Genomic DNA, 15,743 nt, shown 5'->3' with positions numbered 1-15,743 from the left:
CCTCGATCACCACACCGCCACAACTGGTCTTGTCGCCTCGGCGGATGAAATAGCCAGTTGCCATGTCGATTCCCTTTCCGTTGTCGTTGAACGGTGCCCAAGCGCCTGGTACGCCTGGCCGTGAACCGCGTCAGCAGCCCGTAAACGGGGCAAGGCGCGAGTCCTCAAGGCTCGGGATGTGGCAAGGGAAAGGAAATCGGAAAGGGCTGAAGGTGGGGCGTGTGCTGTCCGTAAAGGCTCGATGCATCTGGCCGGGCCTGGAAGGCACGCAATGAGTTGAAGGGTTGGCTGTCACGTTGAGCGGGGCAATTCCGACCCTTCGCCAAACTAAAGATTGGCTATACCTCCTGTGGGTTCCTGGCCTTACTGGCGGGTGTTAATTATCTGAGCCAGGGCTCTGGCATCCCGAGTGGCCTGCCTTTTCCACGGGATGGGAACGGAACCCCTGTATCGGTCCGCTAAAGGATGCAGGTCAGCGGAAACATGGACATGTTGAACAACAATAACGAGCGGCTCATCCGCCTGCGGGATATCGAAAAGCGCTATCGGCTCGCCGAGCAGGAGCTGCGCATCCTCAGTGGGGTCTCCCTGGAGATCGCCCGGGGCGAGAGCTGCGCCATTCTCGGCAGTTCCGGCTCGGGCAAGAGCACGCTGCTGAATATTCTCGGCCTGCTCGACCTGCCCAGCAGCGGCTTCTACCACCTGGGTGGTCACGATGTGTTCACGGCCAGCCCGGATGACCTGGCGGCGCTGCGCAACCGCCTGATCGGCTTCGTCTTCCAGAGCTTCAACCTGCTGCCCCGGCTCAGCGCGCTGGACAATGTCGCCTTGCCCCTGAGCTACCGTGGCGTGGCCCTGCGCGAGTCCCGCGAGCGGGCCCATGCCATGCTCGAGCGGGTCGGCCTGGCGGCGCGGGCCGGGCATCTGCCGGCGGACCTTTCCGGCGGCCAGCGCCAGCGCGTGGCCATCGCCCGTGCGCTGGTGGGCGAGCCGGCGTTGATCCTCGCCGACGAGCCCACCGGCAACCTCGATGCCGCCACCGCCGAAGACATCATGCAGCTGCTGCTGGAGCTCAATCGCGCCAATGGCGTGACCCTGGTGATCGTCACCCACGACCCCGGCATCGCCGCTCGCCTGGAACGGCGCATCCGCGTGCGCGAGGGCAGGGTGGTGGACGAGGCGGTCCCGGCATGACGCTGCTGGAGTCGGCCCCGGCCCCCTCGCTGACGCAGTTGCTGCACGAGGCGCTCGGGAGCCTGCGCAACCTCGGGCGGCGCTCGTTGCTGGCGCTGCTGGGCATAGTCATGGGCAGCTGCTCGGTGATCGCCCTGTTGAACATCGGCCAGAACGCCGCCGACCAGGCCATGAGCGTGTTCCGCGAGATGGGCACCGAGGCGGTGGTGGTGCAGCTGCCTTCCGTGGCGCGGGGGAGCGACGGCCTGCCATTGGTGCTGGACGGCCCGACCCTCGAGGCGAGCGTGCCCGGCATCGAGCATGTCAGCCCGCTGGTGCTCTACAGCAGCCAGGTGGTGTTCCACGGCCGCACCCGCAGCCTGGCCCTGGTGGGCGCCGATGCGTCCCTGGGCGATGCGGCGCGTTTGCGGGTGGCCCAGGGGCGCTACCTGTCGGCTTTCGACGCCCGCCAGACTTTCGTTGTGGTCGGTGCCCAGGCGGCCCTGGCGCTGGGGGTTCCGGGCGACCCGCTGCAGCTGGGCGACCGCGTGCGCATCGATGATTACCAGTTCCAGGTGATCGGCATCCTCAAGCCCCAGGGCGGTGGCGGCATCATTCCCTTCACCGCCGACGACGCGCTGTTCCTGCCGCCGGCGGGCATGGCGCGCATCAACCCGGCGCCGAGCATCAGCACGCTGATCGCCCGGGTGGTGCCGGGCAAGGACGTGGCCGCCATCGGTGAGCGCCTGCTGCAGCGGGTCAACCGCGAGATCGCCGGCGAGCAGAAGGGCACCCTGCAGGTGGCCCAGCAGATGATCGACGCCATGCAGCAGCAGACCCGCACCTTCACCTACCTGCTGGCGGCCCTGGGCGGTATCTCCCTGGTGGGCGGCGGCGTGGGGGTGATGAACGTGATGCTGATGAACGTCAGCGAGCGGCGCCGCGAGATCGGTGTGCGCATGGCCCTGGGTGCGCGGCGCCGCGACATCCGCAACCTGTTCCTGCTGGAGGCGGTGACGCTCACCGCCGCCGGTGCCGTATCCGGCGCCTTGCTTGGCGTGGCCGCCGCCTGGGGCTACGCACGCCTCTGTGGCTGGGACTTCGCCCTGGCGTCGTCGGCGCTGCCGCTGGGCATTGGCAGCACGCTGCTGGTGGGGCTGTTCTTCGGCCTGCACCCGGCCATTTCGGCCGCGCGCCTGCAACCGGTGGAGGCCCTGCGTGATGCGTAGCCGCCTGCTGCTTCCGGTCCTGTTGATGGTCATCCTGCCGGTCCAGGCCAAGCCCTGGGGCGAGGAGCGCCTGGACCCCTCGGCGCCGACCATGGAGCGCCAGGGCAACGGCCCGCTGCTCAGCGAGCAGATGGCCGATCTGTCCCTGCTGGATGCGGTGTTCCTCGGCCTGCGCAACAACCGCAGCATCCAGAGCGACTACCTGCGGCGCATCGCCGAGAAATTCGACCTGCGCGTGTCCGAAGACGTGTTCAACCCCAAGCTCTACATCACCGGTAGCTACCGGGCCAACCGCAACCACGATGACCGTTACCGTGACGGCCGCATCGGCCCCACGGCGACCGTTCTCAATGAGTACGGCACCCAGTTCGCCCTGGGCTGGAGCAAGGGCTACAACGACGCCGACCGGGCCGGGCGCACGCGCAACGACGGCGTCGACCTGAGCATCATCCAGCCGCTGCTGCGTGGCGCCGGGCGCGAGGTCAACACCGCGCCGGTGCGCCTGGCCCAGCTGTCGGAGCAGGCCAACCGGCTCAACCTCAAATCCAGCGTCTCGCAGACGGTCACTGCCATCATCAGTGCCTACCGCAACCTGCTGCGCGCCCAGGAGCAGCAGCGCATCGCCCGCGCCGCGCTGGAGCGCACCCAGCAGCTGGTCACGGTCAACCGCTCGATGATCGAGGCCGGGCGCATGGCCGAGTTCGAGATCGTGCAGACCGAAGCCGACCTCGCCACCCAGGAACTGAGCGTGGAGGAGGCCGCCAACCAGCTGGATTCCTCGCGCCTGGAACTGCTGCGCCTGCTGGCCCTGGACCTGTCCTCGCAGGTGCGTGCCAGCGACGCCCTGGAGGCGGAGCGCATCGAGGTCAACCGCGAGCAGGCGGTGAGGCTGGCCGAGCAGCAGCAGCCGGATTACCTGCGCCAGCTGATCACCCGCCAGCAGGCGGACATCAATCTGGTGGTGGCGAAGAACCAACGGCTCTGGGACGTTTCCCTGGAGGTGGGGGGCAGCCAGACCCAGGACCGCTACGACTACCCGCACAGCAGTGGTAGCAACCGCTCCTGGGACAGCTACGCCGGGGTGCGCGTGGACATCCCCATCGGCGACCTGACGCGGCGCCAGGGCGAGGTGCAGGCGCGGGTCAATGTCGAAGACCAGGAGTTGCAGGTGGCCGATGCGCGCCAGGCCCTGGAACGCAACGTCACCGATGTGGTGCGCGACGTCGGCACCCGCTGGCGCCAGCTGGAGATCGCCAACCGCGCCCTGGACCTGTCGCGGCGCAAGCTGGACATCGAGCGCGACAAGCTCAACGCCGGACGCTCCAGCAACTTCCAGGTGCTCAGCTTCGAGAGCGACCTGCGCAGTGCCGAGAACGCCCGCCTCAATGCGCTGATTGCCTACCTCGATGCGCAAACGCAACTGGACCTGGCCCTGGGCATGACGCTCGACAGATGGGACATCTCGCTCAATGACTACTGACCGCTCCCCGCTGGCCCGCCGTGGCCTGCTGCTCGCCGTCGCCGTGCTGGCCATTGCCGGTATCACCTGGGGCCTGCGTGATGCGCCGGGTGCGGCACCGGCTGCCTTGCGCTGGCAGCGCGTGGACCCTGCACCGCTGGAACACAGCATCGGCCTGGTGGGGCGCATCGAGCCGGAGAAGACCCTGGCCCTGGGCGCGCCCTTCGCCGGCATCGTGGCCGAGTCCCTGGTAGAGGCGGGGCAGCGGGTCAAGGCCGGGCAGTTGCTGCTGCGCATGGATGTGGCTGAAACCGAGGTGCAGCAGCGCGATGCGCTGTCGGCCCTGCTCAAGGCGCGGCGCGCGGTGCAGGAGCTGAAGGACTGGGACAGCGGCGAGGAAATGTCCCGTGCCCGCCGTACCCTGCGCAGCGCCCAGCTGGCCGTGGCCAGCACCGAGAAGAAGCTCGGCCAGACCCGCGCGCTGTTCGACCGCGGCATCATCCCGCGCAACGAACTGGAAGACCTGGAACAGCAGGAGCGCCTGCAGCGCATGGACCTCAACGCCGCCGAGCGCGACTTGGCCCGCTCCCAGGCGCGCGGCAGTGGCGAATACCTGCAGATCGCCGAAATGGAACTGGCCAATGCCGAGGTCAAGCACCAGGCCCTGCGCAAGCTGTTGGAGGCCAAGGACATCAAGGCGCCGTTCTCCGGCATCGTCGTCGCGGCCCCCGGCCTGAGCCTGGAGGACGCCGCGCGCGGCCCGGTGCAGGCCGGCTCCCAGGTGACCCAGGGCGCGCCGCTGTTCGGGTTGGCCAGCATCGAGCAGCTGAAGATCGTCGCGCGGGTCTCCGAACTGGACGTCAACCAGTTGCGCGAAGGCATGGCGGTGGATGTGCAGGGCGATGGCTTCGAGGGCGAGGCGCTGCACGGGCAGGTCAGCGTGGTCGGTGGCCAGGCGCTGCCGAGCACCCAGGGCGGCGCACAGTTCGAGGTGATGGTCGCCATCCCCGACCTCAGCGAGGAACAGATGCGCCGGGTGCGCCTGGGCATGAGCGCAAGGCTGTCGATCCTTGCCTACCGCAACGAAGCGGCCATGGTGGTGCCACCTGAGGCCCTGCGCAACGCGGAAGGGCGCTGGCTGCTGGATTACCGCTCCACCCTCGAACAGCCCGAGCGTGAAGTAGAGGTGCGAACCGGCCGCTCCACCCCCGCCGGTGTCGAAGTCTTCGGCCTGGAGCCAGGGTTCGTCGGCGTCTCCGGCTGATCCTCCGCGTTTCGCCATCCCCGCCGGGTTTCACCCGGCCTACGCCGCACCCTCATGCAATTCCCGTAGGTTGGTGCCGAGCGCAGCGAGGCCCAACGCCGTGGAGCCCATTGAGGCGCGGATGTGTTGGGCTTCGTGCCTCAGCCCAACCTACAAGGCGTGCTTACCCGGCCCACGCCGAACCCTCATGCAATCCCCGTAGGTTGGCGCCGAACGCAGCGAGGCCCAACGCTGTGGAGCCCATGGAGGCACTAATGCGCTGGGCTGCGTCGCTCAATTCAACCTGCGAGATGCATCGGTTTTCGGCCTCCAACTTGCACGATCGCGCGTATTACCTGGCTTTCTGCCTGCAGATTCGCCGTGGATGGGCGCGGATTCATTTTTCGAACAATCAATTCATGCACCAGAACGATGCGGCGGATGGGCGAGTGTCCGTTATGGAAACACCCGTCAAGCCCCGAGTTGTCGGGATAGTCAGCTATATGGCGTGCGACCTTTGACGCAGGTGTGTAGGAAGTTCCCGCTTTTGCGGCTTCGCTGGCAGGCTCTGGAGCGGGGGTGCCCAACCTTTTGCTAGGTATGAAATGCGGTCCAGCAACCTAATCTCGTTCCCGGCGCTACCCACTGGGAAGTCACCCACAAGGGCACAAGCCCGGGTCCCACAGGTAAGACGCCGATGAGTAACAACCCCTGGCGAGTCGGTAAAGATCGCTACGCATTGGAACGCAGCAGGGAGGTGGCAACGGATGCTCCATTTTTCGCCTGTATCAGGCAACGCCCCTATCACTCGCCGGGAATCTGCCGCCCGGCTCCCTCGCCTCGTATCGAGCCTTGTGCCCGAGCCGATGCGTCCTGTCCGCCCCGGGGGCGGAAGCGGTGGAAACCCTCTCGCAGGCCGTCGTATGTCCATGGCCCTGCATCGAAACGAGCGTGACTGAACAACAGCGTTGAGGAACTCGTCCGGCACTTGCTTCGGCAGGTACCGGCCCGATCAGTGCCATGCGGACGTTGTTGGATGGATGACATGACGCAGCCTGGATAGCTGCACTTCGATTGTTATGTATCCGCAACGGACGTTGGCCTGGGAACTTGCCCGGAAGCAGTGTGGCGTCGCCGATTGAAACCGGAGTTGGAATAACGTCCGCCGGTAACTTGAAGCAGCGGGTGACTGGGCAAGTTTGAAAAGCGGTCATGGGTTAAACAGGAAGGTCTTCGTGGTGTATTCCCAGTGACCAAAAACAAAACCATGTTTTGCTTATCAACCAAGGAACGAAAACAATGAAAATGTCCAAAATCTCCGTTGCTACCGCTGCTCTGGCTCTGTGCATGGGCGCTTCCTCGGCCATGGCCGTAACCATCACTCCGGCCAACACCGCCTTCTCCGCCAAGGGTGTGTCGGTGGTCAAGCCTGGCATCCTGCCCGCTGTGACCTGCAACGTTGAATTCATCGGCACAACCTCCGTGGGCGGTGCTGACAAAGCCACCATCACTGCCGTGAACATCACTGGCGGCGGCTTCTGCGGTGCAGCCAGCGCAGCCGGCCTGCCCTGGACCCTGACCGCCTCCAGCCTCACCGCTGGCAGCGTCAGCGGCGTCAAGTTCACCGTGGCTGGCATCAACTGCAGCAGCACCCCGGTCACCGTGAATGGTGTCTGGAGCAACTCTGCCAACAAGCTCACCCTGAACCCGAACCAGCCGGTTGGCTCTTGCACCATCCAGAGCCTGTATGTGAATCCGACCCCGGCATTCACTCTGGTTCCGTAAGAGTGAACGGCCTTCCCATCTCCGGGTGGGAAGGCCGCTTTCATTGTGATTGGAATACTGTCGCGATATGGGTTCAGCACATTGGGCAAGTAAGAAAGGTTTCGAGCCATTAGTGAGGAAGTTTGATTTTCTGAACTATTAGTTGTGCAGACATGCCCCGTGAGGCAGAAAATTATAATAAGCAAGGAGTTGTCATGAAGACGTATTCGAAGCGCCCCTCTCTTTTCAATTTCACGCGCAAACGCAGTTTGCTGAGCCTGGCGGTACTCAGTGCCGTTATCGGCGCTCAACAAGCCGAAGCCGGTGCCTTTGCCGTACCCACCTATGGCACGCCCGGCTGGGGCCGTGCATTTGCCGGTGGCTCGGTGTGGAAGAACGACCCCAGCGCCGCCTTCAACAACCCGGCCGCCATGGCCTTTATCGAGCGCCCCATCGGCCAGGTATCGGCGATCTATGCCGATATCGACATGAAATTCAAAGGGGAAGCCTACGACTATGCAGGTAACCCACGCACTGAGCTCGCCGATGTCAACACGGGCGAAATCAGGCAGTTGGGAGACGGTGGCAACGGCGGCTTCAGCAAGTGGCTGCCCACCCAGTTCCTGGTTATCCCGATCGGCGACCGCTTCGCCTTCGGTCTGGGCCAGGTCGTCCCCATGGGCATGCGCAGCACCTGGGACAAGAACTTCAAGGGCAAGGACTTCGCCCTGGATACAAAGATCGAGACTGCGGCGCTGGCCGGTTCGCTGTCTTTCAAGATCGATGATCAGTGGGCCGTGGGTGGCGGGGTGGTTATCCAGCGTACCCAGGGCTTCGTGAGCCAGAACGTGGACCTGATGGCTGCTGCTGCGGCAAACCCAGACTCCATTTTCGCAGGTGGCTTACCCAGTGGGGTCACCCGGGCGACGATGCGTGTGAAGGTCGACAACGTATCCCCGGGCTGGTTTGCCAGCGTTGCCTGGAAGCCAACCACCCAGGACACCTTGGGCCTGGCGTACCACGCCAAGATCAAGAACGAATTGGATGGCGACTATAACTGGCACTTCTCGGATGCGAATGGGCTCAACTTCCTGACCTCTCCCGAGCTGATGAACCCCACCGCCCTGGAGCAAGCGGGCTATGCCGGTCTGATACTCAACGCCAACGGCGACCACGCCGAGTCGCGCATGGACATCCCGGCCATGGCTACCCTGGATTGGGTACATGACTTCAACGACAGCTTAAGCCTCGCCGCCAGCGTGACCTGGACCGAGTGGTCGTCCTTCAAGTCCCTGAAGCTGGAGTCCCACGGCAACCTGATCGTCGACATTCCCTACAACTACAAGGACACCTGGATGTACTCGGTGGGCGGTGACTACCGCTTCAACGACCAGCTGACCCTGCGGGCGGGCGTGGCGCTGGACCAGACGCCGACCCGCAACTCCACCCGCGATGCGCGCATCCCCGACGGCGACCGTACCTTCGTCTCCCTGGGTGGCAGCTACCGCTTCGCCTCCGACCCGAACCTGAGCGTGGATGTCGCTTATTCCCGCCAATTCGTCGACGAGGGTCGCCTGCGCACCCAGAACCAGGACCGCCTGGGCGGTGGCAGCATCGATGGCAAGGTGGAATCCAAGGGGCAGATCGTCAGCCTCTCGGCCACCTACATGTTCTAACGGGCCGTTGAAAACGCAGTCAGTTTTTCAATTGCCTGCAAAGACTGGAAATTCCCCACCTGCGACCTCGATCGTCACCCGGTTCCCGGGGCATCGGGCCGATCAGAACAGGCGGGGAAGTTGGGGCGGGTCCGGGCTCGTGTCCTCACCACGGGTGGGCCTGCCCCCTTTTTACGTCGGCCGCCGGAAGGAATCAGCGGCCTTTCTCTTCTCCCTCGGGGCATTTCCTGTGCCCGTGCAGGGTGTCTTTGCGCGGGAGCACCTGGCTCTCAGCCCCTCCACCCCGATGGGCAACACGGCGGCAAGCTCAGTCAGCGATGACGTTATGGCGATCATCCTTGGCGCCAGCCCCCACCAGCACTTGGGCTTCGTCCTCGCTGATCAACGCATCGCCCGCCGGGCTGCGGATCACCGAGGCGCGCAGGCCGTCATCGGTGCTGATGACGATGTCGCGGATCGGCACCTCGCTGTGGTTGCCGTTGAGTTCGATGGCGCAGGTGCCGCCTTCCAGATCGATGTTCACGGGCATGTCGTTCTCCTCACATGGCTGGGCCTGTTGGGTAGAAGCGCCTGCGCTTGTAAAGGTTCAGGCCAGGCGACCGGGGGCTCAGGAGTAGAAGGCCGAATGGTGGGGAAAGTTGCCCACCCGCTCGCCGATCACCATCTCGCTGATCCAGTCGGTCAGCAGGCCGGTGTAGGCCTTCTGGCTGCGGTCGCCACTCAGCGCGTGGTCGGCGCCGTCGAGGATGCGGTGGGTCAGCGAGTGGGCGCGCTCGAAGGCGGCGCGGTAACTCATGATGGTCGGGTGCGGCACGAAGTCATCGTGTTCGGATTCGACGATCAGCACATCCCCCTCGAAGGCGGCGCAGGCCGCCAGGGCGCGGTTCTCGCTCGGCCGCACGGCGGTCAGCCGGTAGCTCGCCAGGCGTTGGCGGTCGAGGGCGTGCTTGGGCGTGTCCCACTCATCATCCCAATACAGCGCGGGTACCCGCAGGGCCAGCCAGCGCACCGGGCGCAGCGTGCTGAGGATGGTCGCCAGGTAGCCGCCGTAGCTGCTGCCGATTACCGCGATGGCGGAGGTGTCGGTGGCGGGGTGGCTGGCCAGCAGGTCGTAGGCGGCGATCAGGTCGTCGAGGTTGTCGGCGCGGGTCACCGTCTGCTTCTGCACCTCGGTCTTCTCGTGGCCACGCAGGTCGAAGGTCAGGCACACGCAGCCGAGCCCGGCGATGCCCTTGGCCCGTGCCAGGTCGCGCTGCTGGCTGCCGCCCCAGCCGTGGACGAAGAGGATGCCCGGCACCTTGGCGGCGGGGGTGAGGAAGGTCCCTGCGATCTGTTCGTTGGCGACCTGGATATCCACGCTTTCGCTACGCGACGCCATAAGGTTCCACCCTCGCGAATTTGCTGATGGGGCCGACTTCGGCATCGTCGCCCTGGTAGAGCAGTGTGGCCCCGCCCGGTATCTCGAACCCCGCGCCGTAGCGCTCGACGGTCGCCGCGCGGATGCACGTCAGCTGCGGGTCGGCAGCGAAGGCTTCGATCGCCAGTATTTCCGCTGCGCTGGCCCCGCCGATGCGCCAGGACTGCTCCAGCACCCCCGAGCGCAACTGGCCGCGCGCATTGATGCCCTGGGCGATGTCGTAGTTGCGTCGTGAGGCGAGAAAGCCCGGGAAGCACGCCTGGGCCGCCTGCTCATAGGCCCGGGCCTGTTCGATGGCCAGGTGCACCGGCTCGTCACCGGCCAGGTCCAGCAGGTCTTTCCAGCCACCGCGTACCACCAGCAGTTCCGAGCCGCCGTAGACGGAGACGCCGCCATTGTCCTCGGTCAGCCCTTGGGTGCCGAAATAGCTGGCGGTAAAGCCGGCCACCTGCACCTGGCCAACGCTGTAGGTGAGGACGTCTTCCAGGTGCTCTTCCAGCACCAGGCCCCAGGTGGCGATCTCGTCGAGTTCCTGGGCGGCGATGGCTTCGCGCAGCTGGTTCTCGTCGGTCACCAGGCACTGGCCGCGCCCGGCCGTGGCGCGTACCGGCTTGACCCGCACCGGCCCGGACAGCAGCAGACGGATGCCGGCCTGCATGGCGTCGTCGATGTTGAAGGCGCTGTAGCCGCTGAGCACCGCGCGCCCGGCGAGGTGGAAGAAGCCTTCCGACCAGCCCGGCGGCGCATGGGCGGAAGGACCGGGCAGGGGATGAGTGATGGCCTTGGTGGCCATGAAGGGTTCGGCGACCATGCCGCCGAAGAAGTCGGCGTCCGAACGGATGCCCAGTTCGCGGGCCTGGCCACGGCCGATCAGGGTGTCGTTGGGGATGAAGTAGCGCGCCCGTGCAGCGCTATCCTGTCGACCGCCCAGGAAGGGCGTGTCGAGCAGGGCGGCGATATGTTCGCCGAGCCACTGGTGGACCTGGCGTTCATGCTCGGGCGCATCGTGGCGCACATCGAGCAGGGCGACCCCTTCGCGGGGTGATGGGGATTCGTGCATGGCACAGCTCCTCGTGCCGGGTGGTCGGGATCAGCGGGCCTGCCAGGTGCCGCCGCCGCTTTCGCAGTCGATCTTCGCCTGCGCCGGGTCCTTGGCCGTGTAGTGGTAGGTGACCACCTTGGCGTCGGCGGGGATGTTGGCCGGGTCGCTGCCTTCCTCGCCGCTGGACTGCGGGTTGGCCAGCGCCTCTTGGGTGAGGGCGCCCGTGCAGCGGCCGAACCAGCCGCTCTTGCAGCTGGCCACCTTGCGCTTGTCGCTCTGCAGCATGTCCTTGCTTTCGTTGCTGCAGGACCAGTCGACCGCGCCGGCTGGCATGCCGGAGTACTCGTAGCAGGTCTCGGTTTCGACGCCGGGTACCTGGCGGCTCACCGGGTGGGTCTCCACCTGGCAGGCATCGGCCAGCGCCAGGGGCGAAGCCAGGCAGGCGGCCAGCAGCAGGGGCATCCTCAGGTTCATGGTGGTTCTCCTCGCGCACCCTGGGCGCGCCGTGTGCGACTACTGCTGGAAGGGCGTTTTCACCAGGCTGGCCGGATTGACCAGTTGTTTGCCTGGCGGCACCCGCTCCACCACTGGCAGCGGGTGCAGCTGATGCACGCTGGCGCGGGGGCGGGTACGGCTGATGCCGCGATAGATGGCGGCGGCGCCGACGATGATGTCGGCCAGCCCGAGCAGGCCACGGGTGGCGACGCCCTTGCGGATCAGCATGATGCCGCCGCCGATGGCGACCAGGCGTTCCATGTTGGACGGTTCGGCCATGGGGTTCTCCTTGGTGGGCGCGACCGGGAGGGCTGGCCGCGCGTGATCGTCGTGCGTGATCAGGGGGCGGTCAGGCGGCTTTCTTCAGGGCCTTGACCAGCTCGTCCTTGCGCATCCGCGAACGGCCGGGAATCTTCAGCGCCCGGGCGCGGATCATCAGGTCGGCCTTGCTGGTGTCCTCCAGGCGGGTGCCGGGGCGCGGGGCGCCGTGCTTGGTCGCCACGGCCCGACGGGCCGAGGAACGACGCGCCGCCGCCTTGCTTGCCGGCGAGGTGCTGCGGCCCGAGCCGCCGGCCTTTTCGCCACCGCCGGACTGCTTGTTGACTGTGGCCCAGGCGCGCGCTTCGGCTTCGCCTGGGGAGACACCTTTCTGTTCGTAGCCTTCCTCGATATGGGCGGCTTTGCGCTTCTGGGCTTCGGTGTATTTGTCTTTGCTTCCGCGTGGCATGGGCAACCTCCTTGCGTCGCGCTCGACTCGCCCCGCGTGGCCTGTGCCGCTTCGGGGCCCTCAGGTTTTCTGAATGGCCCCAGCGGGCAGAGTTCAGGTTTTTGCCGGCGGGCCATGACCGGCGGTCGCAGTGCAACGTGCGAAATGCACGATTAGGTTGAACTCTCTCCGCCCCCTGGCGGACTCACCTCCTAGGGGATGGAAGCGCGCTCCGCACCGGCTCCGGTGCGCCACCGCACGACGTTGCGCAGGCCCGGCCGAACAGGGGCCGGGCAGCATCTCCTCGCACGCATGCAACCGCGCACCGATAGGGCATAAGGACACCGCGACATGAAAAGAGACTGGGACCTGATCAGGGCCTTGCTGCTGGAGATCGAATCACTCGGAACCGGCCAGCACTTCCACCCACAGCCCTACGCCGGGCACACACTGGAGTCGGTCAGCCACCACCTCCACCTGATGTGCCAGGCGGGCCTCGCCGAGTGCACCGCGCACCACCCCTGGAACGGTGACCCGGTGATGATCGCCAAGGGCCTCACCCTGGCCGGCCACGACCTGCTCGACCCCATCCGTGATGACGACGCCTGGGAGGCGACCAAGGCCTTCCTGCAACAGCGCATGGGCGGCATCAGCCTGGAGACGCTGCGCTCCACGGCCCGGCCGCCCGCCACGGGCGACACCGCGCGTCACCTGCGCCTGGCGCACAACGACGCACTGTTCAACTGAGGGTTCGCGCCTCATCAGCCAAGGAGCAGGACATGTCCACCGAGAAAGCCGCCACCCCGGCCGGCCCCACACCGGTCGAGGCCTTCAAGCAGAACATCCTCGCCAAGCTCAAGTACGCGGTCGGCAAGGACCCGCGCAACGCCTACAGCCACGACTGGTTCGAAGCCGTCGCCCTGGCCGCCCGTGACCACCTGGTGGACAACTGGGAAGAGGCCGAGACGCAGGTCGATCGCAAGCAGCACAAGCGCGTCTATTACCTGTCCCTTGAGTTCCTCATCGGCCGCCTGCTGGTGGACTGCCTGAGCAACCTGGGCCTGCTGGAAACCGCCCGCGCGGCCCTCGCCGAGCTGGACGTGGACCTGGACACCATCCGCCAGGTGGAGCCCGACGCGGCCCTGGGCAACGGTGGCCTGGGGCGCCTGGCAGCCTGCTTCATGGAGAGCATGGCGACCCTCGGGCTCGCCGCTCACGGCTACGGCATCCGTTACGAGCACGGCCTGTTCCGGCAGGTGGTCAGTGATGGCTGGCAGCAGGAGCACACCGAAACCTGGCTGGATTTCGGCAACCCCTGGGAGTTCGAGCGGCCCGAGGTCAGCTACAACATCGGCTTCGGCGGCAGCGTGCTCACCGAGGATGGCGAGGGCGAGGTGCCGCGCCAGGTCTGGCAGCCCAACGAAACCCTGCGTGCCATCGCCTATGACACGCCGGTGGTGGGCTGGCGCGGTGCCAGCGTCAACACCCTGCGCCTGTGGCGCGCGCGGGCCATCGAAGACCTGCAGCTGGAACGCTTCAACGCCGGCGACCACTTCGGCGCGGTGGCCGATGTGGTGCGTGCCGAGAGCATCTCGCGGGTGCTGTACCCGGCCGACAGCACCGAGGCCGGGCAGGAGCTGCGCCTGCGCCAGGAATACTTCTTCGTTTCCGCCTCGCTGCAGGACCTGCTGCACCGCCACATGACCAGCCATGGCGATATCCGCTCGTTGCCGGAGAAGGCGGCGATCCAGCTCAACGACACCCACCCGGCCATCGCCGTGGCCGAGCTGATGCGCCAATTGGTGGATGTCTACCAGATCGAGTGGTACGCGGCCTGGGAAATGACCGTGGCGACGCTGTCCTACACCAACCACACCTTGCTGCCGGAGGCGCTGGAATCCTGGCCGGTGTCGCTGATGGAGCGCCTGCTGCCCCGGCACATGCAGATCATCTACCTGATCAACGCCTACCACATCGATTCCCTGCGCGCGCAGGACATCCACGACTTCGCCCTGCTGCGCTCGGTGTCGCTGATCGAGGAAGACCACGGGCGCCGGGTGCGCATGGGCAACCTGGCGTTCCTCGGCTCCCACAGCATCAATGGCGTTTCGGCGCTGCACACCGACCTGATGCGGGAGACCGTGTTCCGCGACCTGCACCGGCTCTACCCGCAGCGCATCGGCAACAAGACCAACGGCGTGACCTTCCGCCGCTGGCTGTACCAGGTGAACCCGCTGCTCACCGGGTCCCTGGTGGACGCCCTCGGCGAAAACCTGCTGGACGCCCCCGAGGAGCTGCTGCGCAACCTCGAGCCCCATGCCGACAAGCCCGGCTTCCGCAAGCAGTTCGCCGCCCACCGCCAGCAGAACAAGGCGGCACTGGCGCGGCTGGTGCACGAGCGCCTGGGCATTCACCTGGACACCGAGGCGATCTTCGATGTGCAGGTCAAGCGCATCCACGAGTACAAGCGCCAGCTGCTCAACCTGCTGCACACCGTGGCGCTGTACCAGGCCATCCGCAACGAGCCGACCACCGACTGGGCGCCGCGGGTGAAGATCTTCGCCGGCAAGGCGGCGGCCAGCTATCACCAGGCCAAGCTGATCATCAAGCTGGCCAATGACATCGCCCGCACCATCAACGCCGACCCCACGGTGCGCGGGCTGCTCAAGGTGGTGTTCATCCCCAACTACAACGTCAGCCTGGCGGAGGTGATCATCCCCGCGGCGGACCTGTCCGAACAGATCTCCACCGCCGGGCTGGAAGCCTCCGGCACCAGCAACATGAAGTTCGCCCTCAACGGCGCGCTGACCATCGGCACCCTGGACGGCGCCAATGTGGAGATGAGCCAGCTGATCGGCGCCGAGCACATGTTCATCTTCGGCATGACCGCCGGCCAGGTGGAGCAGCGCAAGCGTGCCGGCGAGCTGGACATGAGCGCGGTGATCGCCGGCTCCGAGCGCCTCAGCGGTGCGCTGGAGGCGGTGCGTCGGGGCGTGTTCTCGCCGGATGACCCGCACCGCTATGAAGCCCTGGTGGAGGGCCTGGTGCGGGACGACCGCTTCATGGTCTGCGCGGATTTCGACGCCTACTGGCACGCCCAGCGCCGTGTCGACGCCGCCTGGCAGAAGCCCGCGCAATGGTGGAAATCGGCCGTGCTCAACACCGCCCGCGCCGGCTGGTTCTCCTCCGACCGCACCATCGGCGAATACGCCGCCGACATCTGGAAGGTGCCCACCAACCGGGATTGATCGGAGGCGAGGGGAGGGGCAGCCCGTCGGGTTGCACCCGACCTACGACTGCAGGATGAACGCGTGTCGTAGGGTGTGCCGTGCGCACCTCCGCACGGTGCTTTCGGCGAGCTCCCCTGTGTAGGGGCGACGTCAGTCGCCAAGCGGCGCGCAGCGCCGCCGCTCTGTGTAGGAGCGAATTCATTCGCGATCGAGAGGGCACCGTGCGCCGGGTTTCACCCGACCTACCTGTCGCTCAACCATCGTGCTCACCTGCGACACCGCCTGGTGGAGGTGAAAAGCGATCTCCAC

At 66.2% G+C, this 15,743-nt stretch carries 14 protein-coding genes; 8 read left to right on the top strand and 6 right to left on the bottom strand.

All coding sequences use genetic code 11. The features are described 5' to 3' along the window. Nucleotides 1-489 precede the first annotated feature (489 nt). The 6 genes from OEJ36_RS24645 (at nt 490) to OEJ36_RS24620 (ending at nt 8,544) form a co-directional block, all read left to right on the top strand. The gene (locus tag OEJ36_RS24645) at nt 490-1,194 is read left to right on the top strand and encodes an ABC transporter ATP-binding protein (RefSeq protein ID WP_031288220.1); all 705 of its coding nucleotides are present in this window, start codon (nt 490-492) and stop codon (nt 1,192-1,194) included. Further along, complete coding sequence (locus OEJ36_RS24640) at nt 1,191-2,402, top strand: ABC transporter permease (protein ID WP_263403757.1); 1,212 nt, start codon at nt 1,191-1,193, stop codon at nt 2,400-2,402. The genes OEJ36_RS24645 and OEJ36_RS24640 overlap by 4 nt, the downstream gene beginning before the upstream one ends. Beyond that, nucleotides 2,395-3,882 carry a TolC family protein gene (locus tag OEJ36_RS24635; RefSeq protein WP_411861050.1) on the top strand — a complete coding sequence of 496 codons (1,488 nt, stop codon included), beginning with the start codon at nt 2,395-2,397 and terminating at the stop codon, nt 3,880-3,882. Before OEJ36_RS24640 ends, OEJ36_RS24635 begins: the two co-directional genes overlap by 8 nt. Next, nucleotides 3,872-5,125 (top strand): efflux RND transporter periplasmic adaptor subunit, encoded by a 1,254-nt coding sequence (locus tag OEJ36_RS24630; RefSeq protein WP_263403756.1) that lies wholly within the window; start codon nt 3,872-3,874, stop codon nt 5,123-5,125. The genes OEJ36_RS24635 and OEJ36_RS24630 overlap by 11 nt, the downstream gene beginning before the upstream one ends. 1,278 nt (nt 5,126-6,403) lie before the next feature. After that, entirely contained in the window at nt 6,404-6,889 is a 486-nt protein-coding gene (praA, locus tag OEJ36_RS24625) for an alkane oxidation protein activator PraA (protein WP_184490212.1), read from the top strand. 194 nt (nt 6,890-7,083) lie between these two features. Continuing rightward, nucleotides 7,084-8,544: an outer membrane protein transport protein gene (locus tag OEJ36_RS24620; RefSeq protein ID WP_263403755.1), complete on the top strand. Its 1,461-nt coding sequence runs from the start codon at nt 7,084-7,086 to the stop codon at nt 8,542-8,544. 307 nt (nt 8,545-8,851) lie between these two features. On the opposite strand, the gene OEJ36_RS24615 is transcribed toward OEJ36_RS24620, so the two are convergent. The 6 genes from OEJ36_RS24615 to OEJ36_RS24590 all read right to left on the bottom strand — a co-directional run bounded on the left by OEJ36_RS24615 (nt 8,852) and on the right by OEJ36_RS24590 (nt 12,225). Next, nucleotides 8,852-9,073, bottom strand: coding sequence for a DUF3203 family protein (locus OEJ36_RS24615; protein ID WP_263403754.1), 222 nt, complete (start codon nt 9,071-9,073; stop codon nt 8,852-8,854). 78 nt (nt 9,074-9,151) lie between these two features. Further along, complete coding sequence (locus OEJ36_RS24610; protein ID WP_263403753.1) at nt 9,152-9,922, bottom strand: alpha/beta hydrolase family protein; 771 nt, start codon at nt 9,920-9,922, stop codon at nt 9,152-9,154. Beyond that, nucleotides 9,909-11,021, bottom strand: coding sequence for a DUF3182 family protein (locus OEJ36_RS24605; RefSeq protein WP_263403752.1), 1,113 nt, complete (start codon nt 11,019-11,021; stop codon nt 9,909-9,911). The genes OEJ36_RS24610 and OEJ36_RS24605 overlap by 14 nt, the downstream gene beginning before the upstream one ends. A 30-nt stretch (nt 11,022-11,051) precedes the next feature. Continuing rightward, nucleotides 11,052-11,477 (bottom strand): hypothetical protein, encoded by a 426-nt coding sequence (locus tag OEJ36_RS24600; RefSeq protein ID WP_263403751.1) that lies wholly within the window; start codon nt 11,475-11,477, stop codon nt 11,052-11,054. A 39-nt stretch (nt 11,478-11,516) separates the two neighbouring features. Further along, nucleotides 11,517-11,777: a hypothetical protein gene (locus OEJ36_RS24595; RefSeq protein ID WP_263403750.1), complete on the bottom strand. Its 261-nt coding sequence runs from the start codon at nt 11,775-11,777 to the stop codon at nt 11,517-11,519. 70 nt (nt 11,778-11,847) lie between these two features. After that, nucleotides 11,848-12,225 carry a Rho termination factor N-terminal domain-containing protein gene (locus OEJ36_RS24590; protein ID WP_263403749.1) on the bottom strand — a complete coding sequence of 126 codons (378 nt, stop codon included), beginning with the start codon at nt 12,223-12,225 and terminating at the stop codon, nt 11,848-11,850. A gap of 330 nt (nt 12,226-12,555) precedes the next feature. On the opposite strand from OEJ36_RS24590, the gene OEJ36_RS24585 reads away from it, so the two are divergent. Beyond that, nucleotides 12,556-12,951 carry a DUF2513 domain-containing protein gene (locus tag OEJ36_RS24585; protein WP_021220768.1) on the top strand — a complete coding sequence of 132 codons (396 nt, stop codon included), beginning with the start codon at nt 12,556-12,558 and terminating at the stop codon, nt 12,949-12,951. Between the two features lie 32 nt (nt 12,952-12,983). Further along, nucleotides 12,984-15,452, top strand: coding sequence for a glycogen/starch/alpha-glucan phosphorylase (locus OEJ36_RS24580; protein ID WP_263403748.1), 2,469 nt, complete (start codon nt 12,984-12,986; stop codon nt 15,450-15,452). The last annotated feature ends 291 nt before the right edge of the window (nt 15,453-15,743 follow it).

This window comes from Pseudomonas sp. PDM13 (assembly GCF_025685765.1).
Classification (GTDB): domain Bacteria; phylum Pseudomonadota; class Gammaproteobacteria; order Pseudomonadales; family Pseudomonadaceae; genus Metapseudomonas; species Metapseudomonas solani.
This window is presented reverse-complemented; position numbering and strand designations above follow the sequence as displayed.